The 24,264-nt window shown below is 69.9% G+C and carries 23 protein-coding genes; 6 read left to right on the top strand and 17 right to left on the bottom strand.

The features are described from left to right. Nucleotides 1-15 precede the first annotated feature (15 nt). The 4 genes from AB0959_RS15630 to AB0959_RS15615 are packed head-to-tail and all read right to left on the bottom strand — an operon-like array spanning nucleotide 16 to nucleotide 3,003. Complete coding sequence (locus tag AB0959_RS15630) at nucleotides 16-1,338, bottom strand: NADH-quinone oxidoreductase subunit D (protein ID WP_366826942.1); 1,323 nt, start codon at nucleotides 1,336-1,338, stop codon at nucleotides 16-18. Continuing rightward, nucleotides 1,335-2,078, bottom strand: a complete 744-nt coding sequence (locus AB0959_RS15625; protein WP_366826941.1) for an NADH-quinone oxidoreductase subunit C — start codon at nucleotides 2,076-2,078, stop codon at nucleotides 1,335-1,337. The genes AB0959_RS15630 and AB0959_RS15625 overlap by 4 nt, the downstream gene beginning before the upstream one ends. Further along, the gene (locus AB0959_RS15620; protein WP_010041554.1) at nucleotides 2,075-2,629 is read right to left on the bottom strand and encodes an NADH-quinone oxidoreductase subunit B family protein; all 555 of its coding nucleotides are present in this window, start codon (nucleotides 2,627-2,629) and stop codon (nucleotides 2,075-2,077) included. Before AB0959_RS15620 ends, AB0959_RS15625 begins: the two co-directional genes overlap by 4 nt. 14 nt (nucleotides 2,630-2,643) lie before the next feature. Continuing rightward, nucleotides 2,644-3,003 (bottom strand): NADH-quinone oxidoreductase subunit A, encoded by a 360-nt coding sequence (locus tag AB0959_RS15615; RefSeq protein ID WP_007383963.1) that lies wholly within the window; start codon nucleotides 3,001-3,003, stop codon nucleotides 2,644-2,646. Between the two features lie 714 nt (nucleotides 3,004-3,717). On the opposite strand from AB0959_RS15615, the gene AB0959_RS15610 reads away from it, so the two are divergent. Next, nucleotides 3,718-4,539, top strand: coding sequence for a C40 family peptidase (locus AB0959_RS15610; protein ID WP_366826940.1), 822 nt, complete (start codon nucleotides 3,718-3,720; stop codon nucleotides 4,537-4,539). Between the two features lie 91 nt (nucleotides 4,540-4,630). On the opposite strand, the gene AB0959_RS15605 is transcribed toward AB0959_RS15610, so the two are convergent. Next, nucleotides 4,631-5,305, bottom strand: coding sequence for an FAD-dependent oxidoreductase (locus AB0959_RS15605; RefSeq protein WP_366826939.1), 675 nt, complete (start codon nucleotides 5,303-5,305; stop codon nucleotides 4,631-4,633). 268 nt (nucleotides 5,306-5,573) lie between these two features. Between AB0959_RS15605 and def the strand changes: the two genes are divergently transcribed. Further along, complete coding sequence (def, locus tag AB0959_RS15600) at nucleotides 5,574-6,200, top strand: peptide deformylase (RefSeq protein ID WP_366826938.1); 627 nt, start codon at nucleotides 5,574-5,576, stop codon at nucleotides 6,198-6,200. 45 nt (nucleotides 6,201-6,245) lie between these two features. On the opposite strand, the gene AB0959_RS15595 is transcribed toward def, so the two are convergent. After that, entirely contained in the window at nucleotides 6,246-7,556 is a 1,311-nt protein-coding gene (locus AB0959_RS15595) for a geranylgeranyl reductase family protein (RefSeq protein ID WP_366826937.1), read from the bottom strand. Between the two features lie 135 nt (nucleotides 7,557-7,691). Here AB0959_RS15595 and AB0959_RS15590 point away from each other — a divergent pair, with 135 nt between their 5' ends. Both AB0959_RS15590 and AB0959_RS15585 read left to right on the top strand, forming a co-directional pair. Beyond that, the gene (locus AB0959_RS15590; RefSeq protein ID WP_366826936.1) at nucleotides 7,692-8,201 is read left to right on the top strand and encodes a GNAT family N-acetyltransferase; all 510 of its coding nucleotides are present in this window, start codon (nucleotides 7,692-7,694) and stop codon (nucleotides 8,199-8,201) included. Nucleotides 8,202-8,306: 105 nt separating this feature from the next. Continuing rightward, entirely contained in the window at nucleotides 8,307-8,645 is a 339-nt protein-coding gene (locus tag AB0959_RS15585; protein ID WP_366826935.1) for a PASTA domain-containing protein, read from the top strand. Nucleotides 8,646-8,663: 18 nt separating this feature from the next. Here the strand turns inward: AB0959_RS15585 and AB0959_RS15580 are convergent, their stop codons facing one another. The 4 genes from AB0959_RS15580 to AB0959_RS15565 all read right to left on the bottom strand — a co-directional run bounded on the left by AB0959_RS15580 (nucleotide 8,664) and on the right by AB0959_RS15565 (nucleotide 13,614). After that, nucleotides 8,664-9,359, bottom strand: coding sequence for a demethylmenaquinone methyltransferase (locus AB0959_RS15580; protein WP_366826934.1), 696 nt, complete (start codon nucleotides 9,357-9,359; stop codon nucleotides 8,664-8,666). A 79-nt stretch (nucleotides 9,360-9,438) separates the two neighbouring features. Further along, complete coding sequence (locus tag AB0959_RS15575) at nucleotides 9,439-10,806, bottom strand: acyltransferase (RefSeq protein WP_366826933.1); 1,368 nt, start codon at nucleotides 10,804-10,806, stop codon at nucleotides 9,439-9,441. Then, nucleotides 10,806-13,265 (bottom strand): glycosyltransferase, encoded by a 2,460-nt coding sequence (locus AB0959_RS15570; RefSeq protein WP_366826932.1) that lies wholly within the window; start codon nucleotides 13,263-13,265, stop codon nucleotides 10,806-10,808. Before AB0959_RS15570 ends, AB0959_RS15575 begins: the two co-directional genes overlap by 1 nt. Before the next feature lie 19 nt (nucleotides 13,266-13,284). After that, entirely contained in the window at nucleotides 13,285-13,614 is a 330-nt protein-coding gene (locus tag AB0959_RS15565) for a hypothetical protein (RefSeq protein ID WP_366826931.1), read from the bottom strand. Between the two features lie 457 nt (nucleotides 13,615-14,071). On the opposite strand from AB0959_RS15565, the gene AB0959_RS15560 reads away from it, so the two are divergent. After that, the gene (locus AB0959_RS15560; RefSeq protein ID WP_366827065.1) at nucleotides 14,072-15,130 is read left to right on the top strand and encodes a chitinase; all 1,059 of its coding nucleotides are present in this window, start codon (nucleotides 14,072-14,074) and stop codon (nucleotides 15,128-15,130) included. A gap of 108 nt (nucleotides 15,131-15,238) precedes the next feature. Here the strand turns inward: AB0959_RS15560 and AB0959_RS15555 are convergent, their stop codons facing one another. From AB0959_RS15555 to AB0959_RS15535, 5 genes are all read right to left on the bottom strand, one after another. Then, nucleotides 15,239-15,688, bottom strand: a complete 450-nt coding sequence (locus AB0959_RS15555) for a hypothetical protein (protein WP_366826930.1) — start codon at nucleotides 15,686-15,688, stop codon at nucleotides 15,239-15,241. A gap of 7 nt (nucleotides 15,689-15,695) precedes the next feature. Beyond that, on the bottom strand, nucleotides 15,696-16,910 hold the full coding sequence (mqnC, locus tag AB0959_RS15550; protein ID WP_366826929.1) for a cyclic dehypoxanthinyl futalosine synthase: 1,215 nt from the start codon (nucleotides 16,908-16,910) through the stop codon (nucleotides 15,696-15,698). A 79-nt stretch (nucleotides 16,911-16,989) separates the two neighbouring features. Beyond that, nucleotides 16,990-17,805, bottom strand: coding sequence for an A24 family peptidase (locus AB0959_RS15545; RefSeq protein WP_366826928.1), 816 nt, complete (start codon nucleotides 17,803-17,805; stop codon nucleotides 16,990-16,992). Nucleotides 17,806-17,859: 54 nt separating this feature from the next. Further along, nucleotides 17,860-19,551 (bottom strand): serine/threonine-protein kinase, encoded by a 1,692-nt coding sequence (locus tag AB0959_RS15540; protein WP_366826927.1) that lies wholly within the window; start codon nucleotides 19,549-19,551, stop codon nucleotides 17,860-17,862. Between the two features lie 269 nt (nucleotides 19,552-19,820). Beyond that, nucleotides 19,821-20,669, bottom strand: coding sequence for a menaquinone biosynthesis protein (locus tag AB0959_RS15535; RefSeq protein ID WP_366826926.1), 849 nt, complete (start codon nucleotides 20,667-20,669; stop codon nucleotides 19,821-19,823). Between the two features lie 350 nt (nucleotides 20,670-21,019). Here AB0959_RS15535 and AB0959_RS15530 point away from each other — a divergent pair, with 350 nt between their 5' ends. Then, nucleotides 21,020-21,223, top strand: coding sequence for a cold-shock protein (locus AB0959_RS15530; protein ID WP_028805073.1), 204 nt, complete (start codon nucleotides 21,020-21,022; stop codon nucleotides 21,221-21,223). Nucleotides 21,224-21,469: 246 nt separating this feature from the next. Here the strand turns inward: AB0959_RS15530 and AB0959_RS15525 are convergent, their stop codons facing one another. Both AB0959_RS15525 and AB0959_RS15520 read right to left on the bottom strand, forming a co-directional pair. Beyond that, the gene (locus AB0959_RS15525) at nucleotides 21,470-23,131 is read right to left on the bottom strand and encodes a hypothetical protein (protein ID WP_366826925.1); all 1,662 of its coding nucleotides are present in this window, start codon (nucleotides 23,129-23,131) and stop codon (nucleotides 21,470-21,472) included. Nucleotides 23,132-23,276: 145 nt separating this feature from the next. Continuing rightward, a complete protein-coding gene (locus AB0959_RS15520; RefSeq protein WP_366826924.1) occupies nucleotides 23,277-24,158 on the bottom strand; it encodes a hypothetical protein in 882 nt (293 codons plus the stop codon). Nucleotides 24,159-24,264 lie beyond the last annotated feature (106 nt).

The following is a 24,264-nucleotide window of genomic DNA, read 5'->3' as shown; positions in this document are numbered from 1 at the left end:
CCTCGGGGGTGGTGGTCACCGGTCGACGCCTCCCATCACGGGGTCGATGGACGCGACGGCCACGATGACGTCGGCGACCTGGCCGCCCTCGCACATCGCCGCCATGGCCTGCAGGTTGGTGAAGGACGGGTCGCGGAAGTGGACCCGGAAGGGGCGGGTGCCTCCGTCGGACACGACGTGCACCCCGAGCTCGCCCTTGGGCGACTCGACCGCCGCGTACGCCTGTCCCGGCGGGACGCGGAAGCCCTCGGTCACCAGCTTGAAGTGGTGGATCAGGGCCTCCATGGAGGTGCCCATGATCTTCTTGATGTGGTCCAGGGAGTTGCCCAGTCCGTCCGGTCCCAGGGCGAGCTGGGCGGGCCACGCGATCTTCTTGTCGCCGACCATGACCGGGCCGGGAGCGAGCCGGTCGAGGCACTGCTCGACGATCCCGAGCGACTGGCGCATCTCTTCGAGACGGATCAGGAAGCGGCCGTAGGAGTCGCAGGTGTCGGCGGTCGGGACGTCGAAGTCGTACGTCTCGTAGCCGCAGTACGGCTGCGCCTTGCGCAGGTCGTGCGGCAGGCCCGCCGAGCGCAGGATCGGGCCGGTGGCGCCGAGGGCCATGCAGCCGGCCAGGTCGAGGTAGCCGACGTCCTGCATGCGGGCCTTGAAGATGGGGTTCCCGGTGGCGAGCTTGTCGTACTCGGGAAGGTTCTTCTTCATCTTCTTCACGAACTCGCGGATCTGGTCCACCGCGCCCGGCGGCAGGTCCTGGGCGAGTCCGCCGGGCCGGATGTACGCGTGGTTCATCCTGAGGCCGGTGATCAGCTCGTAGATGTCGAGAATGAGTTCACGATCACGGAAGCCGTAGATCATGATCGTGGTGGCGCCCAGCTCCATGCCGCCGGTGGCGATGCACACCAGGTGGGAGGAGAGCCGGTTCAGCTCCATCAGGAGCACGCGGATGATCGAGGCGCGGTCCGGGATCTGGTCCTCGATGCCGAGGAGCTTCTCGACGGCGAGGCAGTAGGCCGTCTCGTTGTAGAACGGCGTCAGGTAGTCCATGCGCGTCACGAACGTGGTGCCCTGGGTCCACGTCCGGTACTCGAGGTTCTTCTCGATACCGGTGTGGAGGTAGCCGATGCCGCAGCGGGCCTCGGTGACGGTCTCGCCGTCGATCTCCAGGATGAGCCGGAGCACGCCGTGGGTGGACGGGTGCTGTGGGCCCATGTTGACGATCAGGCGCTCGTCGTCGGCCTTGGCCGCGGTCTCGACGACCTCGTCCCAGTCGCCGCCGGTGACCGTGTAGACGGTGCCTTCCGTCGTCTCGCGCGGGGAGGCGTGGGAAGTGCTCATGAGTACGACCTCCGCTGGTCCGGAGCCGGGATCTGGGCGCCCTTGTACTCGACGGGGATGCCGCCGAGGGGGTAGTCCTTGCGCTGCGGGAAGCCCTGCCAGTCGTCCGGCATCATGATCCGCGTCAGCGCCGGGTGACCGTCGAAGACGATGCCGAAGAAGTCGTACGTCTCGCGCTCGTGCCAGTCGTTCGTCGGGTAGACGGAGACGAGCGACGGGATGTGCGGGTCGGCGTCGGGGGCGGAGACCTCCAGGCGGATCAGCCGGTTGTGGGTGATCGAGCGCAGGTGGTAGACGGCGTGCAGCTCACGGCCCTTGTCGTCCGGGTAGTGGACGCCGGAGACGCCGGTGCACAGCTCGAAGCGGAGGGCCGGGTCGTCGCGGAGGGTTTGGGCGACGCCGAGGAGGTACTCGCGTTCGATGTGGAACGTGAGCTCGTCGCGGTCGACGACGGTCTTGTCGATGACGTTCTCGGGGACGAGTCCCTGTTCCTCCAGTGCGCCCTCGAGTTCGTCGGCGACCTCGTCGAACCAGCCGCCGTAGGGGCGGGTGGCCGCTCCGGGGAGGCGGATGGAGCGGACCAGGCCGCCGTAGCCGGAGGTGTCGCCGCCGTTGTTGGCGCCGAACATGCCGCGCTGGACGCGGATCTCCTCGCCGCCCTCGCCGCGCTGGCCGGGGAGGTTGGAGGCGCCGAGGTCCTTCTCGGGGTTGACCCCGCCTGTGCCGTTGGCGTCACTCATCGCAGCAGCCCCTTCATCTCGATGGTGGGGAGCGCCTTGAGCGCGGCCTCTTCGGCCTCACGGGCCGCCTCCTCGGCGTTCACACCGAGCTTGGAGGTCTGGATCTTCTGGTGGAGCTTGAGGATCGCGTCCATCAGCATCTCGGGCCGTGGCGGGCAGCCCGGGAGATAGATGTCGACCGGGACGATGTGGTCGACGCCCTGGACGATGGCGTAGTTGTTGAACATGCCGCCCGAGGACGCGCAGACCCCCATGGAGATCACCCACTTGGGGTTCGGCATCTGGTCGTAGACCTGCCGCAGCACCGGCGCCATCTTCTGGCTGACCCGGCCCGCGACGATCATGAGGTCCGCCTGGCGAGGTGAGCCGCGGAAGACCTCCATGCCGAATCGGGCCAGGTCGTAGCGCCCCGCGCCCGTGGTCATCATCTCGATGGCACAACAGGCGAGGCCGAAGGTGGCGGGGAAGACGGACGACTTGCGCACCCAGCCCGCGGCCTGCTCGACGGTGGTCAGCAGGAATCCGCTCGGCAGCTTTTCTTCGAGTCCCATGATTGAAAGGCCCCTCAGTCCCATTCCAGGCCGCCGCGCCGCCATACGTACGCGTAGGCGACGAAGACGGTGAGCACGAAGAGCAGCATCTCCACGAGCCCGAAAACACCCAGGGCGTCGAAGGTGACGGCCCAGGGGTAGAGGAAGACGATCTCGATATCGAAGACGATGAAGAGCATCGCCGTCAGGTAGTACTTGATGGGGAAACGCCCGCCGCCGGCCGGCGTGGGGGTCGGCTCGATACCGCACTCGTAGGCCTCGAGCTTGGCCCGGTTGTACCGCTTTGGTCCGATCAACGTGGCCATGACCACGGAGAAGATCGCAAAGCCTGCCCCGAGGGCTCCCAGTACGAGGATGGGCGCATAAGCGTTCACCGCTCCTCGCTCCTCTCAGTCGGCGCTGACTGCTGGCGGTTGCGTCGGGCCCTGCCACCTGCACCACCAGCCTCACGAGCCCCGCCGGTCCCGGCGAAGATCGCGAACATGTGAAGCAGGTCACAAGCCCAACTGCCCCGCATCCTATGCCCGCCGGTCTGTGATCTGCGACACGGGGTACAGCAAGGACTTTGTGATCTCCACCACCTGACGAACGATCATGAAGTCGGATGATCAGTGATCTTCGCACCCGAAGCGTCAGAGCGATCACCAGAAGTGACAATTTCGATCGTAACCCCTGGTCACGCGGTGCGTCTCTATATCAAGAGGCTTCCCTTGCATGCAAATTCGCCCTGGACGGCACTGCTTGATAGAGGGCGCGTTCACACCTCCGAGGGAGACGGAGGGCGGATGTGGACGTGTGCACACGTTCACGAGCGCTTCACACCTCGGATCGCGCGCGACGGCGTGATCGTCGCGGTAACCGTTCCGTGACCTGCGCCACATTCCCGAGGGTGCCGAGGAACCGGGCTTGGCCACGCGTCGCAACCAGTGGTAAGCGGAGAGCAATTCGGGCGTATCAACGAAACCCCATGATCACAGGCTTGATCGACACTGTCCGCAATGTCCGTTACGGCGTCAATAAGGAGTGACCCGCAGAGAATTCGCGAGGCAGATTGAACAACTGTGGCGGAGCACACGTTTCTTGTAGGTATGGAGGAGCCCCTGGTACCGCTTGTACCCATGTCCCACACCGCTCACATACGCAGCCACCGGAAACCCCGCCGCAGCGCTTCGAAGATGGCGATGCGCGCCGGAGTCGCCGGTGGCATTCTCGGCAGCGTGGCAGTGGCCGGTGCGTCCGCGTCGGCGAACGCCGCGGAGCCCGTGACCCAGACGATCGAACTGCCCACGCTCACGGCCGACGTGGCCTCCCAGGTCGCGCAGTCCGCGGACGCGATGCAGCAGACCGCGGCGAACTACGAGCTGCAGGCCGAGCGTGACGCTGCCACCGCCAAGGCCGCCAAGCAGGCCGCGGCGGACCTCAAGGAAGCGAAGGCGGAGGCCAAGAAGAAGGCCGAGGCCGAGCGGAGGGCGGCCGCCGAGCGCGCCACGCGCTCCGCCGAGCGGACCACCCTGACCTCGACGTCGACGTCCACGTCGGTGTCCGCCCCGGCCAGCGGCAGTGTCGCGACCGTCCTCGCCTTCCTCAAGGCGCAGGTGGGCGACGCCTACGTCCTGGGCGCCACGGGCCCCAACGCGTGGGACTGCTCCTCGCTCGTCCAGGCCGCGTTCAAGCAGGTCGGCGTGGACCTCCCCCGGGTCTCCCAGGACCAGTCGATGCAGGGCACCGAGGTCTCCCTGTCCAACGTGCAGGTCGGCGACATCCTCTACTGGGGCTCGAAGGGCTCCGCGTATCACGTGGGCGTGTACATCGGGGGCGGCCAGTACCTCGACGCGGCCAACCCCTCCAAGGGCGTCGTGATCCAGGACCTCTCCGGCTATCCGGCGTCGGGTGCGGTGCGGGTTCTCTGATCCGTTCGTTTCCGTTCGTTCCGCGAGCACCTCTCGCGAGCACTTCCAGTGGGGTGAGGGCTGCCGCCTCGGGGGCGGGGGCCCTCACCCGTCAGCCCAGGTCGAAGGTGTTCGGCAGGCCGAGTTTGTAGCGCAGTTCGTCGGCGCGCTTGAGGGGTTTCATCTCCGGCGGCCGGTACAGCTCCCAGACCTCACACCGCTCGACGTCCGAATTGTCCGCATCCAGCAGCGCGTTGACGGCCCGGCGCGCGGACTCTTTGGCGCCCTCCATGGTGGCCAGGTCGACATCGGTACGGATGTAGTCGCCGGCGAGGAAGAAGTTCGGTACGGCCGTGCGGGCCGTGGGCCGGTTGTAGAGCGTTCCCGTCGGGTGAATGAGGAGCTGCTCCCGGTTCCGCGGGTCCGGGCCGCCGAGGCCGATCACCGCCGGGTCCATGAACCAGCCGAGGCGGTCGTCGTCGGTGAGTGTGGTCCCGCCGGAGTCGTTCAGGGCGTCCTTCAGCTGTGCCCAGCACTCGGCGACCACTTCCTCCTTCGTGCACTCACGGGCCGTCTTGCCGTACAGGGTCCCCGGTTTGTCCCACTCCGAGACGATCACGGAGAGGCAGTCGCGGGCACGCCCGTCACCGTAGTCCGCCGGAAAGTCCCGTACGTCCCAGAACTGGGCCTGGCCGATGCCGGTGACGGACCAGGGCGAGTCGAGGCGGTTGATGTGCCCGTGGACGACGGGAGTGAGGGTGAGCGGGTAGAACATGACGCCGACCATCCAGTCCGCCTCCGCGCTCGGCCGGATCTCGCTCAGCGGGGGCGCCCTCGACGGAGGCGGCTGCCGCCGGGCCGGCCGGCCAAAGGGCGAGGGCGCCCGCCGTTACCCGGCTCCCGCGAGGAAGCGTCTGCGGATGTGGCCGGCCTGGTGCTGGGGCTGCTGCGCGTGTTCTGTTGTCATGAGTGACGGAGGGTAGGGAGGGGCTCCCGAGGTCGGAAGCCCGTTTCCCGCCCGGCCGCAGCATCCTCACCAGACAGGAGAAACGCTCATGCCGAGCGTGTTCGTGCAAGGCAGGCCCGTCGACTCGTATCCACCGCTCGCGCCCGAGGCAGGGCGCGGTTCGGTGCGGCGCATCACCGAGGTCGGCGAAGAGGTCCTGCACAAGCCGTGCAGGGACGTCACGGAGTTCGGGCCCGATCTCGCGGCGCTGATCGACGACATGTTCCTGACGATGTACATCGCGGACGGAGCGGGTCTCGCGGCGAACCAAGTGGGTGTCGATCTGCGGCTGTTCGTGTACGACTGCCCGGACGACGACGGGGTCCGGCACGTCGGGCACATCGTCAACCCGGTCCTTGACGCACTCGCCCCGGCCGGGCGCCGGCTGCTCGACGAGGGCGAGGGGTGCCTGTCGGTGCCCGGCGCCGTGATGGACGTACCGCGTCCGGACCTGGCCGTCGTGCGGGGGCTCGACAAGGACGGGCAACCGCTCGTCATCGAGGGCACGGGGTACTTCGCGCGCTGCCTGGAGCACGAGACCGACCACTGCGGCGGCCACGTCTACCTGGACCGGCTCTCCAAGCGGGAGCGCAGGGACGCGCTCAGGCAGGTGGCGGCCCGGCGCGACGAGGTGTTCGCGCGCCGGGCCTCCAACGTCGAGGCCCTCGGCAGGTAGGGCCCGTCTCACGAACGCCGGGCCCGTGTCACCGCCCGGCGTTCGTCAGGCCTTCGGGGCCACCTTGCTCAGGCCGTTGATGATGCGGTCCATCGCGTCGCCGCCCGTCGGGTCGGTGAGGTTGGCGAGGAGTTTGAGGGTGAACTTCATCAGCAGGGGGTGGGTGAGGCCGCGCTGGGCAGCGAGCTTCATGACCTTCGGGTTGCCGATGAGCTTCACGAAGGCGCGGCCCAGCGTGTAGTAGCCGCCGTAGGTGTCCTTCAGGATGCGGGGGTAGCTCTGCAGGGCGAGTTCGCGCTGGCCGGGGGTGGAGCGGGCGTGGGCCTGGACGATGACGTCCGCGGCGATCTGGCCGGACTCCATGGCGTAGGCGATGCCCTCGCCGTTGAACGGGTTGACCAGGCCGCCGGCGTCGCCGACCAGCAACAGGCCCTTGGTGTAGTGGGGCTGGCGGTTGAAGGCCATGGGGAGGGCGGCGCCGCGGATCGGGCCGGTCATGTTGTCCGGGGTGTAGCCCCACTCCTCGGGCATGGAGGCGCACCAGGCCTTGAGGACCTCGCGCCAGTCCAGTTCCTTGAAGGAGTTCGAGGTGTTCAACACGCCCAGGCCGACGTTCGACGTGCCGTCACCCATGCCGAAGATCCAGCCGTAGCCGGGGAGCAGACGGTCCTCTCCCGGACCCCGCCGGTCCCACAGCTCCAGCCAGGACTCCAGGTAGTCGTCGTCGTGGCGCGGTGAGGTGAAGTAGGTGCGGACCGCGACGCCCATGGGGCGGTCCTCGCGGCGGTGCAGGCCCATCGCCAGCGAGAGGCGGGTGGAGTTGCCGTCGGCCGCCACCACCAGCGGTGCGTGGAACGTGACGTCCCGCTTCTCCTTCGAACCCGACTCGGCGTCACCGAGCTTGGCGTGCACGCCCGTGATGCGGCCCGTGCGGTCGTCGATGATCGGGGCGCCGACGTTGCAGCGCTCGTACAGCCGGGCGCCCGCCTTCTGGGCCTGACGGGCGAGTTGCTCGTCGAAGTCGTCGCGCTTGCGGACCAGTCCGTAGTCCGGGTACGCGGCGAGATCCGGCCAGTCGAGCTGGAGGCGGACACCGCCGCCGATGATGCGCAGCCCCTTGTTGCGGAGCCAGCCGGCTTCCTCGGAGATGTCGATGCCCATCGAGACCAGCTGTTTCGTCGCGCGGGGCGTCAGACCGTCACCGCACACCTTCTCGCGCGGGAAGGCGGTCTTCTCCAGCAGCAGGACGTCCAGTCCGGCCTTGGCCAGGTAGTACGCGGTGGTGGAACCGGCTGGTCCGGCCCCGACGACGATCACATCGGCGGTGTGTTCGGTAAGGGGCTGGGGCTCGGTCACGGCGGGTTCTCCCCAAGTCTCGGGATCAGCGTGCCGGATTTCGAGGCCCAAAGACTCGAAAACAGCGTGCTGACGGGCACTGGACATGGGCAGTCTATTCAGCGGTACCGATCACCTGGCTGAAGGGCTGCCCCTGTGAACAGAGCTCTCCCCGACGTACGGCTGCGTGTCCCCACCGACGAGGACGCCTTCGCATGGCACCGGATCTTCGACGACCCCGACGTCATGGAGTTCCACGGGGGCAAGTCCGCCGAGCTGTCCGTCTACGAGGAGCTCACCGCCCGACAGCGTCGCCACGACGCCGAGCACGGCTTCTGCTTCTGGAGCATGCTCGACGAGAACGACCAGGTCATCGGCTTCACGGGCGCCCAGCCATGGCCGCACCAGGGCTTCGGTCCGGTGGGGGAGATCGAGATCGGCTGGCGGCTCGCACGGCCGCACTGGGGCAAGGGGTACGTCACCGCGGCGGCCCGGGAGACCCTCGACCGCGTGCGCCGGGCGGGCGTTCCGACGGTCGTCGCGATGGTCCTCGCCGAGAACAAGCGTTCCATCGCCGTGACCCAGCGCCTGGGAATGGCGCTGGAGGAGGTCTTCGCCACTCCCGCCACGAAGGCGGTCGGACACCGATACCGACTCAACCTGTAACACCGTGTAGTCATGTATTGCGGATTCGGCTACAGATAGACACCGACCGCTTCCGGCCGACACCCCCTCGCGGTTACCCTGCCAGTACCGCTGGGGGTGACATCTGTGCGCATAACACCCAAGACACCCGAAGTGCGCGTGCCGCGGCTCGTCGGTCTGATGGCCGTGGACGCGCGTGAGACCGCCCAGGCACGTGGTGTGCTGCTCGCCGCGCCCGACCGGCCCGAGTTCCATCTCGCCGTCGTCGACTACGTCGTACGGCAGTATCCGCAGCCGGGGACGGAGGTTCCGCGCGGGGCCGTGGTCACCGTGTGGTTCGACTTCGGTGAGGGTGAGGGGGGTGGAGGCGCGGGGGTGCGGGAGCCCCTCCGGGGTGGGCCGCCTCCCGGTGGGTTGCAGCGGGAGTTGGACGAGCCGGGGGATCCGTTTCCGGTGCTCCGGTAGTGCGGTTCCGCACGCCCCTCAGGAGCGCTTGAACCCCCGGTGCAGCGCCACCACCCCACCTGTCAGGTTCCGCCACGCCACCTTGTCCCAGCCGGCCTTCCTCAGGCGCTCCGCGAGCGCCGGCTGGTCGGGCCACGCGCGGATGGACTCGGCGAGGTACACGTACGCGTCGGGGCTGGACGACACGGCCCGGGCCACCGGAGGCAGGGCGCGCATCAGGTACTCGGTGTAGACGGTGCGGAACGGCGCCCACGTGGGGTGCGAGAACTCGCAGATCACGACCCGTCCGCCGGGCCGGGTCACCCGGTACATCTCGCGCAGCGCGCTGTCCGTGTCCTGGACGTTCCGCAGCCCGAAGGAGATCGTCACCGCGTCGAAGGTGTCGTCCTTGAAGGGGAGTTTCGTCGCGTCGCCCGCCGTGAAGGGCAGCCAGGAGTGCCGCTGCTTGCCGACGCGGAGCATGCCGAGGGAGAAGTCGCACGGCACGACGTACGCACCCGTCCGGGCGAACGGCAGCGACGAGGTGGCCGTGCCGGCGGCGAGGTCCAGGACCTTCTGTGCGGGCCGCGCGTCGACCGCCTTGGCGACCTCCTTGCGCCACAGCCGGGCCTGGCCGAGGGACAGCACGTCGTTGGTCAGGTCGTACCGTTCCGCCACGTCGTCGAACATCGAGGCGACTTCGTGCGGCTGCTTGTCCAGGGATGCGCGGGTCACCCTCCCATTGTGGCAGTACGGGCCGGGCGCACCCGCGCCCGGCCCGCCCGCGTGCCCGGGCCACCCCTCATCCCGCGCCCTACGGCAGCAGCCGCGGTTTCTTCTTCGCCGCCACGTCCTCCACCCACCCGCACAGCAGGATGAAGCCGGCGATCAGGATCCAGCCGACGCCGAACATGAACCACTGGCTCTCCAGCGGCAGGTACGTCTCGAAGGCGGGCACGTTCCAGAACTGGTCGATCAGCGGGACGGCCAGGACGAGCGCGATCTCGTGCCAGAGGTACAGGGTCACGGCGCGGGCGTTGAAGATCGTCACCACCCGGTCCAGCCGTTTGAAGCGGGTCAGCCACGCGAAGTCGATCCGGAAGTGCTCCTTGGCGTACATCAGCAGCGTCACGAACCCCGCCGAGAAGAAGGCCTGCGCGAGCGGGATGTCGTCGAGGTCGTAGGAGCCGGTCTCCGCCTGGTGCGTGAAGGCGTACCAGGCGCCGTACGCCAGCGCGGCCAGCGAGCCGGCGGCCACCGGGCCGGGCCTCAGCCTCCGCAGGACGCCGTCGCGGTGGGCGAAGCCGAGCATCCAGCAGAAGAGGAAGGTGGCGAGGTCGGTCAGCGCGGTGCCGAACCGGTCGTCGGGCGGTTCCCACAGGAAGTGGAAGGCCACGATCGGGGCGAGGGAGAGCAGCAGGACCGGCACGGGGGCCAGCCGGAACGCCCTCAGCAGCACCGGTGAGAGCAGCACGAACCACAGGTAGGTGCGCAGGTACCAGAGGACCTCCCAGGCCTGCTCGCCCCACGCGTTGCCCGGTGGGTCGCCCAGCGGGACCACCCAGTAGACGATCTCCCAGCCCGGTATCCAGTCGTGGATCATCATCGCGACGACCACGAAGAAGCCCCAGAACCAGAACGGGGGCAGCAGCCTGCGCACCCGGCTCCGGATCACCGTGGCCGCCGGGCGTTCCAGGGACTTCGCCATCAGGGTGCCGGCCAGGGCGAACATGATCCCCATGGAGGGGAACACCATGCCCGCCCAGGGCCAGCCGAAGGTGTGGTACGTGACGACGCGGACCAGGGCCACGGCCCGGAGGGTGTCGAAGTAGCGGTCGCGCCCGGCCGGTCGGGGCGTCTCCTGGGGCGCGTGTTCCGCCTCCCGCACCGGCTCGACCACCGGCTCGACCACCGGTTCGCCCACAGGCTCGACCACAGGCTCGACCACCGGCAGGGGCGCCGTGTCCGCCGCGTGCTGCTGTCGTTGGCCGGTGTACTGCCCGGGGTCGCCGTACTGCTGGGGGTACGGATGCGCGTACTCCTGCTGCCCGTACCCGGCAGGGTCCGGCTGCTCTCCGTACCCGTAGGGGTCCTGCGGCCGGCCGTACCCGTGCTCGTACCCGTAGTCGTAGCCGGAGCCGTAGCCCTGCTGGTGGCCCCGCTGTTCCGTCCCCCAGCTCATCAGTTCGCCCCCGCCGGAGTGCCGACCTCACCCGTGCGCTTGAGCTTCTGCCAGCGCAGACGGCCACCCGTCATGGCGGTGATGCAGGAGTGGATGAGGACGAGGTACATCATCTGGCGGTACGCGAGCTGCTGGAGCGGAAGCATCAGCAGGTACCGGTACTTCTCCTTGTCCAGCCTGAACGCGTAGGCCGCGCACACGAGTTGGACGCCGAGGACGGCCAGCCAGGCGAGCAGGGACGCCTGGAAGTCGACGAAGATCATGGCGTAGGCCGTGAAGACGTCGATCAGCGGGGCGAAGACCGGCGTGAGGATCTGGAAGACGACGACGAGCGGCATGCCGACCCGGCCGAAGCGGCCCGAAGGGCCCTTGTCCGTCAGGGACTTGCGATGCTTCCAGAGCGCCTGCATGGTGCCGTACGACCAGCGGTAGCGCTGCGACCAGAGCTGTTTCAAGGACCCGGGCGCCTCGGTCCAGGCGCGGGCGTGCTCCTGGTAGACGACCCGCCAGCCCGCGCGGTGCATGGCGATGGTGATGTCGGTGTCCTCGGCGAGCGTGTCCTCGCTCATGCCGCCGACCTCCAGCACGGCGTCGCGGCGGAACGCGCCGATCGCACCGGGGATGGTGGGCATGCAGCGCAGCAGGTCGTACATGCGACGGTCGAGGTTGAAGCCCATGACGTACTCGATGTGCTGCCAGGCGCCGATCATGGTGTTGCGGTTGCCGACCTTGGCGTTGCCCGCGACCGCGCCGACGCCGGGGTCGGCGAAGGGCTGCACCAGTTGGCCGACGGTGTCCGGCTCGAAGACGGTGTCGCCGTCCATCATGACGACGATGTCGTAACTGGCGTTGCGGACACCGTTGTTGAGGGCGGCGGGCTTGCCGGCGTTCTCCTGGCGGATGACGCGGACGTTGTACATACCGAGTTCCACGGCCGCAGCGCGCGCGATCTCGGAGGTGTCGTCCGTCGAGCCGTCGTCGACGACGATGATCTCGATCGGATGGGTGCTCCGCGCCAGGGAGCCGAGGGTGTTGGCGATGCACTCCTTCTCGTTGTACGCGGGCACGATCACCGTCACCGGGCCGGTGACCGGCGGCCCCCAGCTGAACCGGCGCTTGTTGCGCTGCCGGTAGTGGCGGCGGGCGAGGAGCAGCATCATCCCGAAACGGCCGAGGACGGCGACGCCGACGACGCCGAGCCCGACGGAGAGCGTGGGGACGGTCCACTCGGCGACGTACACGGCGGCGATGAGTGCCTTGCCCTCGTAGAGCGTGGCGCCGGTGGCGGTGCGGTGGGCGGCCTGGAGGGTGTTCGCTCCGTTCTGGTTCCCGGCACCGTTCTGCGTGCCGTTGTTCTGGGTGCCGTTGTTCTGGGTGCCGTTGTTCTGCGTGCCGTTGTTCTGGGTGCCGTTGTTCTGGGTGCCGTTGTTCTGGGTGCCGCCCGGTGCGCCGTACTGCCCCTCGGGGCCGCCGGGCTGCTGCCCGGTCGCCTGACCGGCCTGCCCCGACTGCCCCGACTGCCCCGCCTGACCCGACTGACCGGCCTGACCTGCCTGCGCGCTCCCGTTCCGCTCGCCGCGCTGCTGCTCGATGGCACCGCTCACGGTGGTGAAGGTGTAGCCCTTCGCCTTCATCTTCTTGATGTACACGCCGAGCGCCCGCACCGTCTGCGAGCGGTCGCCGCCGGCGTCGTGCATGAGGACCGAGGCGCCGGCGCCGTCCTCCGGTGTGGCCCACTTGACGATCTTCTTGACGCCGGGCTTCTTCCAGTCGTCGCTGTCGGTGTCGACGAAGACGCTGGTGTAACCGTCCTCGCCGAGTTCCTTGTAGACGGGCCAGCTGTAGTTGTCGATGGCGTCCGTCTCCGAGGAGTACGGGGCGCGGAACAGCGTTGTCGTAATACCGGCCGCGCCCGCCAGCGCGAGCTGGGTCTGGGTCATCTCACGGGTGACGCGAGCGTCGCTCTGGTACGACAGGTCCACGTGCGTGAAGGTGTGGATGCCGATCTCGTGGCCCTGGTCGACCATGTCGTTCACGATGCCCGGGTAGCGGGAGACCATCGAGCCGACCACGAAGAAGGTCGCCGGGACGTCGTACTCCTTGAGCACCTCGAGGATCTTGGGCGTCCAGGTGGGGTTCGGGCCGTCGTCGAAGGTCAGCGCGATCGTCTTGTCCGGCACGGACCGGGTCTGCGCCTGGCCGCCGCGGAAGGTGAGGATGGGCCCGCCGTCGAGGACGTCCTCGGGTACGTCACTGGAGCCGGCTCCGGTGCGGACGCGCTGGTCGCCGCCGACCTCGGCGCGCAGATAGCCGTCGAGCAGCATCACACTGGTCAGTCCGAGCAGGAGCAGCAGGGCGAGGATCGCGCGGGGTTTCTGGAGGGCCGCGGCCTTGCCCCGGGCCCGGTCGATCTTGGAGGGGGCGCGTCGGCGGCCGCGTGGGGAGGTCGTCGTAGTCATGAGGGTGGGTGCGCTCCGGTCAGTTGGCGCCGGCGGACGCGGTGGCGGTGGCGGTGGCGGTGGCGGTGGGGGACGGAAGGGCGGAGGGCGCGCCCGAGGGCGGGGTGCCGCCCGGTGCGCCGGAGGGGGCGAGGCCTCCCCGGCCGCCCTGGAGCTGTGGGCCACCGCCCGGGGCGCCGGTCTGTCCGCCGCCACCGCCGAAGGGGAACAGCTCGGACGGGGACGCCGAGATGCCCCAGCCCATGAACGCCATGCCGAGGACGACGGCGTAACCGAGACACACGACGCCGAGGAGCGTGCCGATCCGGCGCAGCAGTCTGGCCCTGCGGCCGGAGTTGTCGACGAACACGGGACCCTCTTCGGACCCGGCTCCCCTGCCGCTCCTGCCGCTCCTGCGGCGTCGGCCGCGTGCGGGAGCGGCGGCCGCGGGAGGGGTTCCCGGGGTGCTCGCGGAGCCTGAGTTTTCGATGGCGGACTCGGATTGCATATCCCGGGATATTAGGCAGGCTTTATGTGCCGTGTTCTCGTTTTCTCATGTGAGACACCCATGAGAAATGCCTTAACCTATGGCTTTCCTTAGAGAATCCAAGAACGCCTGTGTGAGGGCGGAGAGATGCTTATGACCCGCATTTTCCGCTTCAAAAGCCGGACTTGTCCCCTTGGTGCCACCTTTCCCGTGAACCTCCTATGCTTCGATGATCTTCATGAAGCACAGTCTCGTGTGCTTCATTTCCAGCACGGAAACGCGCTTTGTTTCCGGGCTGAGACAGAAATCACGAACGACCATGAGAGCGGGTCATATGCCAATGCGGAGTTTCCTGAAGCCGGCTGCCGGACTGTTCTGCCTGGTGGCGCTGGCCTGCGCGGGCTGCTCCTCGGGCTCGGACTCGGACAGGGGCTCGGGCTCGGGCAAGGGCGGCGGCGATGCCTCGTCCACGGCACAGGCCCAGCCTCCGGAACCGAGCAGTACCGGCGCCGCCGAGGAGTCGTCGACGGGGTACGCGCCCTACGTGAGCGCCACGACCGCGTCCGACCTCGACTCGGCGGGTTCGGCGTCGGCGTACAACCTGGCGTTCGTGATCGCGGACGGCAGTGACTGCACGCCGATGTGGGACGGGTCGAAGGCGATCGGCGACTCGGCGGTCAAGTCCCGCACGGCGGCGCTGGCGGACTCGGGCGCGACCGTGCGGGTGTCCTTCGGCGGGGCGTCGGGGACGGAGCTGGCCCGGGCCTGCGACAGTGCGTCGGAGCTGGCGGCGGCGTACGGGAAGGCGCTCGACGCGGCCGGGGCTACCGAGGCCGACTTCGACATCGAGGGGGACGCGCTGAAGGACTCCGGCTCGGTGCAGCTGCGCTCCAAGGCGATCGCCCTGCTCCAGAAGGACCGCCCGGATCTGTCCGTCTCCTTCACGCTGCCCGTCATGCCGTCCGGCCTCGACGACGACAGCGTGGCGCTGCTGGAGTCCGCGAACGACAGCTCCGTGCAGGTCTCCACGGTCAACATCATGACCATGAACTACGGCAGTTCGTACGACGACGACATGGGCGACTACGCCGAGCAGGCCGCCGAGGCGACTCACGACCAGCTCGCCGACGTGTTCGGTCTCTCGGACTCCGGTGCGTGGCAGGGGATGGCCCTCACCTCGATGATCGGGCAGAACGACGTCGACGAGGAGACGTTCACGCTTCAGGACGCGGTCCAGGTGCGGGAGTTCGCCGAGGAGAAGGGGATCGCGTGGACGTCTCTGTGGGCCAGCTTCCGTGACCAGCAGTGTGCGGGCGGCTCTTCGTCGAACGGTGCGCGGAACGACTGCAGTGGGGTGAAGCAGGGGGACGGGGCGTTCGCCGAGGCGTTCTCGGGCTGAGCCAGGGGGTGGTTGGGGTGAGTGGGTTGGTGCGGGTCGGGTGTGGCTGGTCGCGCAGTTCGCCGCGCCCCTGAAAACCAGCCGCGGCGGGGGCGAGGAAAGCACGCCTCAGCGTCTGCGGTGGACCAATCTCCCCGCGCACACCGTCACGATGCACTCCCCCGCCTCGTCCAGCACCGTGAGGTCCGCGCGGCCGCCCCGCGCGATGGTCATCGGGCGGGCGCCCGGCAGCACCGCCACGTCGTTGCGCTCGGCCGCCGCCCGGAGGCCGGGCGCGTCCACGTGCTCCGCCAGGACCGCCACCGCGCCCGACTTGAGCACCGCGTGAACGCGTTCACGTGGTGTCGGGGCGTCGGGAAGCGCACCTTCGTGGACGCGGGCCGGGCCCAGGACGCCGGGCCAGCGGCGTACGCGGGCGCCCGGGAAGCGCCTTTGGACGTCCGCCAGCGGGCCCACGGCGGCGATCCGGTCGCCCTCCACGGCGACGGCTCCGTCCTTGACCGGCTCCGGGTCGTCCCACGTGCACCGCACCTCGTCGGCGGCGTGAATCGTCAGCACGCCTGCCTCAGTTGGACGCCAGCAGCTTCAACTCGGGGTGGGCGGTGCCGCCCTCGATCGCCGTCGACGAGATGTGCGAGGCCACCCGCTCGTCGACGGGGTCGTTCGCCGGGTCGTCGTGGACGACGATGTGCTCGTACGTCGTGGTGCGCTGGGCGGGGACGCGGTCGGCCCGGCGGATCAGGTCGATGATCTCCTGCCGGTTGGAGCGGTGCTTGGCGCCGGCCGACGACACCACGTTCTCCTCCAGCATGATCGAGCCGAGGTCGTCCGCGCCGTAGTGCAGGGAGAGTTGGCCGACCTCCTTGCCGGTGGTCAGCCAGGAGCCCTGGATGTGGGCGATGTTGTCCATGAAGAGGCGCGCGATGGCGATCATGCGCAGGTACTCGAAGATCGTCGCCTGCGTACGGCCCTTGAGGTGGTTGTTCTCCGGCTGGTACGTGTACGGGATGAAGGCCCGGAAACCGCCCGTCCGGTCCTGTACGTCACGGATCATCCGCAGGTGCTCGATGCGCTCGGCGTTCGTCTCGCCGGTCCCCATGAGCATCGTGGAGGTGGACTCCACGCCCAGGTTGTGCGCGGCCTCCATGATCTCCAGCCACCGCTCGCCGGACTCCTTGAGCGGGGCGATGGCCTTGCGCGGCCGGGCCGGCAGAAGCTCGGCGCCTGCACCCGCGAAGGAGTCCAGGCCGGCCGCGTGGATGCGCTGGATGGCCTCCTCCACGCTCACCTTGGAGATGCGGGCCATGTGCTCGACCTCGGAGGCACCCAGCGAGTGGATGACGAGCTGCGGGAAGTCCTTCTTGATGGCGGCGAAGTGCTTCTCGTAGTACTCGACGCCGTAGTCCGGGTGGTGCCCGCCCTGGAACATGATCTGGGTGCCGCCGAGTTCGACGGTCTCGGCGCAGCGGCGCAGGATGTCGTCCAGGTCCCGCGTCCAGCCCTTGGCGGTGTCCTTCGGCGGGGCGTAGAACGCGCAGAACTTGCACGCCGTCACACAGACGTTCGTGTAGTTGATGTTCCGCTCGATGATGTACGTGGCGATGTGCTCGGTGCCCGCGTACCTCCGGCGCCGTACGGCGTCCGCGGCGGCGCCCAGCGCGTGCAGCGGTGCGTGGCGGTAGAGGTCGAGCGCCTCCTCGGGCGTGATCCGCCCACCCGCGGCGGCACGGTCGAGGACGGCTGTGACATCAAACGACGTGAGGTCGGCCTTCTCGCTCACCGGGCGTCCCTTTCGTAAACCTTCGTAAGGGTGTGGACAGACCGAACCAGCCTACGTCAGAGGCCGGGATCACCCGACGTCAGGCCGCGTAAGCCTCCATCAGTACGCCCACGAAGGCCCCCGCGATCAGGTACGGCCCTATCGCGATCGGCGTCCTGCGCCCGGCGCGCCCGCGCGCGAAGAGCACCGTCACGTGCACGCTGCCGATCACGGATCCGGCGAGCGTGCCCAGGAAGAGCGCCCCCCACCCGTACCAGCCGAGGACCGCTCCGAGCCCGAGCGCCAGCTTCACGTCGCCGAAGCCGAGGGCGATCGGGCGGATGAGGAAGAAGAGGAAGTAGAACCCGCCGAGCGCGAGGGAGCCGAACAGCGCGGTGCGCCACTGACCCGCGTGTTCCGGCAGCAGCGCCGCCGCCCCCAGGAGCACGAGCGCCGTGCCCGCGAACGGCAGTGTCAGCGGGTCCGGCAGCCGCTGCACCCGCAGGTCCACCAGGGTGAGCAGCACGCCCACCGGAGCGAGCAGCAGCCAGACGGCCAGCTCGGGCCGTGTTCCGGTCGTGAGCGCGAGGGCCGCGCACACCAGGGCGGTCACCAGGGCGACGACGGGCGTGCTCGGACCGTACGACGCCTCGGGGTCAGTATTCGCCACCTCCCCCGCGCTCCCCGTGTTCCCCAGACGGCCAGCGTCGGCGGGAACGGTCGCTCCGCACGACCCGCACCGGGCGCGTCCGAGCCAGCCGCGCGCCAGGCCCCTGATCGGGTGCCCCGCCGGGCAGGCGTCCTGCCACGCCTCCTCCGGCTCGACCGACAGCCGGTACGCGGCCCGCGGCACCAGCACCCCGACGGCCGCGCCCCAGGCGGCGGCGGCCACGGTCAGCCAGAGGTCGAGATCCACGCGCCCAGCGTAGGCGGACCGGTGCCGGACGCGTCACCGCCTCGGAGCGGTCGGCTACTTGAGCTTCTGCATCCGGGCCACGGGGTCGCCGGCGTCCGCGTTGTCCGTCTCGTAGCGCAGTTCCTTGCCGACCGGGGTGAGGCGGACCTCGTGCTCGCCCGTCGTGCACACGCTGGGGTTGTCCTTCTCCGCGATGCTGGTGGCGGTGATCTGCTTCTTGGTCGCCTTCTTCAGGACGAGCACGTCGTCGCAGGCGCCGCCGAGGAGGTCGGTGGAGCGGAAGGTGCCCAGCCTCTTGCCCACGGCGGCCTGTTGGAGGGTCACGCGGAACGTTCCCGCGGGCAGCTTCCCGCTCAGGGCGTAGGCGTCGCCCTCCCACGTCCCGAGGTACGTCTCCGGGATGGCTCCTCCTCCCGGCGCCTGGTCCTCGGCACTGCTCTGGCTCGCCGCCGGCGGACTCGCCTGGTCCTTGCTGCCGCTCGCGGTGTCGCTACCGCTGTCGTCGTCCAGGAGCCCGGGCCCGAATACCGACCCCAGGGTCGCCGCGGCGAACGCGCCCGCCACCGCCAGGGCGACCGTGCAACTCACCTTCCGGCCTCGGCCGTTCGTACCGGGCAGGGAGGTCGCGGCCACGCTGACCGACACCTTTCCGGGGGCCGGTGGCGGAGCCGGGGCGGGGGCCGGGGCCGGGACGGGAGCCGCGTCCTCGGGTCTCGGCTCGGGCGCGACAGCCACCCGGTCCGACGGCATGGCGGGCGGCGGGCCGAACACCCCCGCGGCGGCCGTCGCCTCGCCCCCAACCGAAGGACTGCTGAATCCCACCGGCCCGGACGCCGGCACCTCCGTCGCCTCCAGGTTCAGCAGTTGTACGGCGCTCCGGCCGACCTGTTCCACCAGCGGACCCGGCAGCCAGCCCGCCGCCACCAGCCGGGCCGCCCCCTCGGGCGCCAGGGCGCGGGCCACCTCCTCGGGGCTCGGCCGCCCGGCCGGCTCCTTCGCCAGGCAGCGCCGCACCAGCTCCCGCAACTCGCCCTCCATCGAGCCGAGTTCCGGTTCCTCATGGACGACCTTGTAGAGGAGCGCCGCCGACGAGTCCCCGGGGAAGGGCGACTCCCCCGTCGCCGCGTACGCCAGGACCGCGCCCAGCGAGAAGACGTCCGCCGCTCCCGTGACCCCCTTGCCCAGGATCTGCTCGGGCGACATGTAGCCGGGCGAACCGATCGAGACGCCGGTGGAGGTGAGGGACGCCGTGCCGTCCGTGGCCCGGGCGATGCCGAAGTCGATGAGGAGCGGGCCGTCCACGGTGAGCAGGACGTTCGACGGCTTCACGTCCCGGTGGACCAGCCCCAGCGCGTGCACGGCGGCGAGCGCCTCGGCGAGGCCCGCGCCCAGGACGCGTACGGAGTGGGTCGGCAGCGCCCCGCTGCCGACGACGGCTCCCGCCAGTGAGGGGCCGGCCGCGTACGCCGTCGCCACCCACGGCACGGAGGCCTCCGGGTCCGCGTCCAGTACGGGGGCCGTCCACGCGCCGCCGACCCGCCGCGCCGCGTCCACCTCGCGGCGGAAGCGGGCCCGGAACTCCTCGTCCAGGGCGAAGTGCGGGTGGACGATCTTGACGGCGACTGTGCGGCCGCCCGCGCTGCGGCCCAGGTAGACGCGGCCCATTCCGCCTGAGCCCAGGCGGCCCAGCAATCTGTACGGGCCCACTGCCGTGGGTTCGCCGGCCTCCAATGGCTGCGGTTGCATGGTGACCGCACCTCCCCCGTCCCCGACCCCGTACGTCACGGTGCCTGTGCAGCGTAGTGGGGGGCGGTCTCGTCTGCCGGGTTCTGTTTGTGGGCGGCTGCGGGTTGAGGGGTGGCTGGTCGCGCCCACGCGGCGGAGCCGCATATCGACACAGCCCCGCGCCCCTGACAGCACGGGGCTCACCCGGCACCACGACGCACCGGCAATTCCCGAACCCACCCCCACCCTGAATTCGCCAGGAATTCAGTTGCGCCTACTACGAGACACCGTTATGGCGTCAGCAGTTCCACCCGTACATCCGCGGGGAAGCCGGTCGTCGGGCCCACGCGCCTCGCGAACTCGCTCACGGCTTCCAGCTGGGGGCCGCCGAAACGGAAGTCGAGGGTGGTGAAGTACCGCTCCAGGACCTGCTCGTCGAAGGCCTCCCAGCGGGCCGCCTGTTCCGCGACCTTGTCGACCTCGTCGAGGGAGAGGTCGCGGGACGCCAGGAACGCCTCGTGCACCTTCCGGGTGACGGCGGGCTCGCGCTCCAGGTACTCACGCCGGGCCGCCCAGACGGCGAAGACGAACGGCAGGCCCGTCCACGCCTTCCACATGGAGCCCAGGTCGTGCACGTCGAGCCCGAACTTCGGCCCCTCGTGCAGGTTGGCCCGGAGCGCCGCGTCACCGATGAGTACGGCGGCGTCGGCCTCCTGCATCATCAGCGGCAGGTCGGGCGGGCAGGCGTAGTACGACGGGCGGACGCCGACCTGCTCGGCGAGCAGCAGCTGCGCGAGGCGTACGGACGTGCGCGAGGTCGAGCCGAGCGCGACACGGGCGCCGTCCAGCCGGTCCAGGGGCACCTGGGAGACGATCACGCAGGACATCACCGGGCCGTCGCAGCCGACCGCGATGTCGGGGAAGGCGACCAGCTCGTCCGCGTGCTTGAGGAACTCGACGAGCGTGATGGGCCCGATGTCCAGATCGCCCTGCACCAGCTTCTCACTGAGCTTCTCCGGGGTGTCCTTCGTCAGCTCGAAGTCGAGGAGTGTTCCGGTCCGCGCGAGCCCCCAGTACAGGGGCAGGCAGTTCAGGAACTGGATGTGGCCGACGCGCGGCCGGGTGCGAGAATTGTCCACATCGCGAGGCTAGCCCTCATGGGGTACGGTGCGTCCTTCAGGGTGGCCCCGCCGCGCGGTTCCTGGCTCCCGGAACGGGCCGATCGGGTCCCTCTCGCCACACGCGCCCCTTCAGCCCTACTTTCGGCGCGTTCAAACGTTCGGGTGACGTGATCTTGCCCTCTATTGCTTTCGGCTGCCTGCGTGCTAGGCTCGCCGCAAGTTGCAGTTTGGTTTCCTTGCAGTACAGAGCCTGCGGAGCATGTGACCGCGGGCTCTCGTCGGTTTTCAGAAGAATGCAGTTGTGCAGCACTTGTTTTCACACTTGCAGGTTCTGGAGCAGGGCAACCCTTTGGGCCCAAGGAGGGCTTATGGCTACCGGAACCGTGAAGTGGTTCAACGCCGAAAAGGGCTTTGGCTTCATCGCCCAAGAAGGCGGAGGCCCCGACGTCTTCGTCCACTACTCCGCGATCAACGCGAGCGGTTTCCGTTCGCTGGAGGAGAACCAGTCGGTCTCCTTCGACGTGACCCAGGGCCCGAAGGGCCCGCAGGCGGAGAACGTCACCCCCATCTGAGCCTCCAGTTTCACCAGCCCTGTGCCGTGGCCTCGTGCCATGAGTTCAGTGCTGTGAGCCCAGAGCTCTGATCCGGACCTGATAGCAGTACCCAAGGAGCCCCGCGCCATTCGGCAGCGGGGCTCCTGCCTTTTTCTTGCGCCTTTTTCTTGCACCTTTTTCTTGCGCCCTGCTGCGGGCCGTCGGCCTCCCCTGATGGAGTACGCCGGTCGGGTGATGCCGGGTGGTGGGAGTGCCCGAGGTGCCTCAGCAGTGGTCCGAGGCCGGGGAAGGGCCGTACTCGGAGCTGATCCGGTACTCGCCCGACCGGGCCGCCGTCAGCCGGGTGAAGTCCCCGTCCCGCGTCAGGCACCCGCCGTCGGCGTGCAGCCACGGCGAGTACGCCACCCGGACGGTCACCCGCCCGGGCCGCGGCAGCCGGAGATCGACCGCGGCGCTGGTGGTGCGGACGACGGTGGCGGGCGCCGAGACGAGCGGTACGGCACCCCGGACCCGGTAGATCCGCCAGTGGGCGTCCTGCCACACCGGCTCCAGCCAGTCGGGCCGGTCCTCGCGCACCAGGCGGGCCTCGGCCTCGGCGTACGCGTCGGGCTCGGCGAGCGGGAGGACGACGAAGCCGACCGCCCAGTGGTCCAGCCAGGCACGGTAGGCGGCGGCGGAGAACGTGCCGTCGTAGAAGAGGCGGGCGCGTTCCATGTCGAGCTGACGGTTCCAGCCGCGGGCCAGATGGACGTGGGGGGCGAGTTCGGCGGCCTCGCGGTGGCTGCGGGCGGGGACCACCTCGACCCGGGCCCGGTCGGCCCCGAGCCCGCGCAGGGCCCGGGTCACTCCGCGGGTGTGGGCGGCCCAGGCCGGCACGGGGGTCGTCACCCTCAGGTCGGTGACGGTCTTGAAGCCCACCCAGGTGAGGGAGAACAGCAGGGCCACGAGCAGGGTGGCCCGCCGGAGCCGCCGCAGCCGGGCGGGCACCGTCGGCCCTCGCCCTCGCCCTCGGCCGGCCGTCAGCACCGCGCACAGCGTGGCCGGTGCGAACAGGGCCGCGAACCGTTCGACGTTCGTGCCGATCGGTGAGGGGACCAGGTACACGAGCACGGTGCCGGTCGCGTACACGGCCCCGCTCCACCGGGCCACCCGCCAGGGGCGCGGGGCCAGCGCGGCGACGACGAGCCCGAGCAGCGCCGGCACCCAGATCCGCTCGGCCGGCATCAACTGCTCGCCGGAGAAGGGGAAGAGCACGGTGGTCACCGTGACGACCACGGCGGGCGGCACGAGCAGCACCGCGGCCCGCACCCCGTCCCGTACGACGAGGAACGCGGCCCCCACCACGGCCAGGAACAGCCCGGCCACCGGGCTGGCCAGGGTGGCGAGCACCGCGCACACCGATGCGGGTGCCGCCCACCGCTGCCCCGTCAGCAGCACGCACGCGACGAGCCCGAAGGCGACGCCGAGTGCGAAGGTCGTGCGGCCGGACGCGACGTTGCACCACAGGGTGAAGGACACGAGCAGCGCCGGGGCGACCGCCCCGCGCACCCCGGTCCGTACGACCAGCGCGGCCGCCGCCCAGGACGCCGTGAGCCCGGAGACCACGCTCACCGTCCGCACGCCGAACGCGGCCATCGCGTAGGGGGAGATCACGCTGTAGCTCGCGGTGTGCATCCCGCCGTACCAGAACAGGTTGTACGCCGAGGTCCCGTACCGCGCCACGAACTCCGCCCACGCCACCTGCGCCGCGAGGTCGCCGCCGCCCGTGGCGAGGAGCGTCGCCCACACCGCGTACAGCGGGAGGACGGTGAGCGTGGCGATGAGGGGGACACGATGGCGCCGCAGGAAGGCGGGGGCCGGGGCGGTCGTCGCGTGGGGGGTGGTGTCTGTGGGGGCGGCGGGATCGGCTGCGTGCGTCACGGGCATCCTGCTGGGGTCACGGGGGTCGGCAACGGCACTCGTTGCCCCGCCGCCCTAACCCCCGCGCCGCCCGAACGGTCATGGCCCGCCCGGCCCGCGACACGCCGGAACCAGCCATTCGGTCGTACGGGCCCTGCTCAACGCGACTGGACTATCCCTCGCCGTACCGCCGCACCGTCCCCCGCCCCGCCAGTGCCTCCAGAACCCGACGGGTGCGCGTGCCCTGGGACAGGTCGGGTTCGAGGCCGTGGCCGTGGAGGAGAGCAGTGAGGGAGGCCTGCACTACCTCGGCGCCCTCCGGAGCGACGCGCTCGGAGACCTCCAACCACTCCAGGGGCGCGTCGGCCTCGTCGCCCGGCAGGGTCCAGTACTCCAGGGTCACTTCGTGGTGGTCGAGGCGTACGCCGGTCCAGTCGACGGTGTGGACGGGCCCGAGGACGTCCAGGTCCCCGAAGCCGACGGGCGCGTCGGCGCACTCGGCGAGGAAGGCGCGCTGCCGGTCGGAGAAGGCCGTGGCCGGCGGCTTGCCGCCCGAGGTGACCGCCTCCACCGCCGTACGGCCGCAGTCGGAGGCGAAGGAGGCCGCGAGCACGCGGCGTTCGCCGGACCAGTCACCGGCCAGACGGAAGGAGTCCGTTCCCTGGGCGCGGAAGTCCAGCCAGCGTTCGGTGAGCCGGGACGTGCGGCAGGGCCTCAGCTCCGCCACGGCGTCCCCGCCCTCGTCCCCGCCTCGCCCGCTCCCCGCCCGTAGCCGCAGTGTCACCCCCGCGTCCAGCAGCGGCAGTTGTCCGGGCGTCGCCCAGGAGCGGGCGAGGCTCTCGCCGGTGTGCGGCGAGCTTGCGCGGGCTCCCCCGTCGTACGGAACACGGCCGTACGGAGAGCGGGTGAGCGCCTCGCAGAAGTAGACGTGGCGCCGGGCTCCCCCGTGGTCCGGCGCCAGCGCCCGGGTCGCGGCGGCCGCGTCCGCTCCCGAGAACGTCACCCTGATCTCGACGGAGTCGAGCCGTGGTTCGGGTCCCGTGGATGCCGGCATCGGCCGTCCCCCTTGTGCCGCGACCTGCTTTTCCCCTGTTGCGCCACTTCGTTCGAGCACTTGGTGTCCTCGGTGTCCTCACTTGCCGGACTCCATTCAAGGCCGC

Origin of the sequence: Streptomyces sp. NPDC046862 (genome assembly GCF_040704615.1) — a bacterium.
In the GTDB taxonomy this organism is placed as follows: Bacteria; Actinomycetota; Actinomycetes; order Streptomycetales; family Streptomycetaceae; genus Streptomyces.
Note: the sequence above shows the minus strand (reverse complement) of the source record. Positions and strands in the feature narration are given on the sequence as shown.